Source organism: Streptomyces sp. NPDC054956 (genome assembly GCF_053609185.1).
Window position 1 is genome coordinate 1 of the sequence record NZ_JBSGXB010000622.1, and the last position, 1,594, is coordinate 1,594.

Here is a 1,594-nt window from a genome sequence, read left to right on the forward strand (position 1 = left end):
CTCCCGGGGAAGCGGCCGGCCGCACCTGCGCGCCTGCGGTGGCGGTCAGCGCCGCTCGCGCGGCCAGACCACCTTCAAGCCCGGCGAGGTGAGGATGTCCCATTCGCAGAACCGCGACCTCACCCAGCGCTCCTGCGAGAAGAGCCGGGTCTGGTCGGCGTAATGGGCGGAGGCCGGGTTCGAGGACTGGCTGTACGTCAGCAGCGTGCGCGCCACCGGGCAGCGGCCGCCGTCCCAGCCGACCGCCTGGATGTGGCTGGAGCCGTGCACCACCTCCGGATAGCCGCCGGCCGCCGCGTTCCACGGCGCCTCGATCTTGTTCCAGACGCCCAGGGCCTCGGTCCCGCCGCCCACCGGCAGCTTCTGCCCGGCGCGCACCACGAACTGGTTGTCCCCGAGCGGGGCGTCCAGCGCGATGCCCGCGGCCTTCAGCTCCGTCACCGTGTCGGCCAGGGCACGCCCGATCCCGGGCGCGGCCCGGTTGAGCGTACGGGGCGTCGCCACCGGGTCGGCCGCCGAGAACGGCACCAGCCACAGGTCCTTCGCCGGGGTGCTCGCGGTCAGCTTCCGCCAGAACCGGTCGAAGAGCAGGGCTCCGCGGCTGGAGGAGTCGGCCGTGCGGTCCCAGGCCGCCAGCACCCCGCAGGCCGCCGACACGTCCACGGCCTTGCCGTCGCCGCCCGTGGCCGTGCCGCCGGGCAGGGCCGCGCAGGCCCGCGCCGCGTCGGCCGCCGCCAGGTCACCGGCCGGGACCCGGTTCGCGAACTGCTGCTTCTGCAGGTCCGCCACGGTCAGCCCGCCGCGCGCGGCCATCGCCGACACGTCCTCGACGGCGCCCCGGGTGCGCAGTGAGCGCGGGGTGGACACATTGCCCCAGATCCGCTCGTAGCCGGTGACCGGGTGCTCGGCATTGGCCAGCCAGGCACTGTCGTTGGAGTTCTCCGCGTACGGGGCGTCGCGCAGCGTCGGCGCCTTCCCCGGGCCGAACACCCCCGGCTGTACGGCGTCCGGGTCCGAGCCGAGCGCGCAGTCGCCCCGCGAACCGTCCAGCACGGCCAGTCCCGAGGCCGGGTACGTGGCCCTGCCGATCGGGGTCGAGCAGCGGGCGGCGAGCTCGTCGGTGATCCGGGGGAGCACCTGGGACTGGGTGAAGAGGGTGCCGCCGGCCGAGTCGGCGGCGACGGTGTTGACCCACGGCAGGCCCTGGGTGCGGCGCAGCGCGTCCTGGACCCCGGCCACCGAACGGGCCCTGCCCATGGCGAGCGCCGTGTCGGAACCGCGCAGGTTCGTGGCGTTGGGGTCGTTCAGGGCGAAGGCGGTGGTCGCCGTCCAGGGCAGCGGGAGGCCCGCCCCGAGATTCGAGACGACGGGGCCGAAGCGGGTCCACCACTGGCTGCGGGTGACCGGGGCACCGCCCGCCACCTGGACGCCGACCTTGCGCTCGGTCATCTTCTCCGGCTTCCCGTCCACCAGGTAGGAGGTCGGGTCGGTGGGATCGAGGACGAGCTGGTGCAGGTTGAGGGGAGTGCCCGTGGCCACGGTGTGGCTCCAGGCCACCTTGTCGTTGAAGCCGATGTTCACCACGGCGGTGCCG

General features: G+C 74.5%; 1 protein-coding gene. It reads right to left on the reverse strand.

Annotated features, from left to right (window positions below; all coding sequences use genetic code 11):
- Positions 1–45: 45 nt before the first annotated feature.
- On the reverse strand, positions 46–1,594 hold a 1,549-nt coding region (locus tag ACWGDE_RS38825), incomplete at its 5' end, for a penicillin acylase family protein (RefSeq protein ID WP_453393799.1).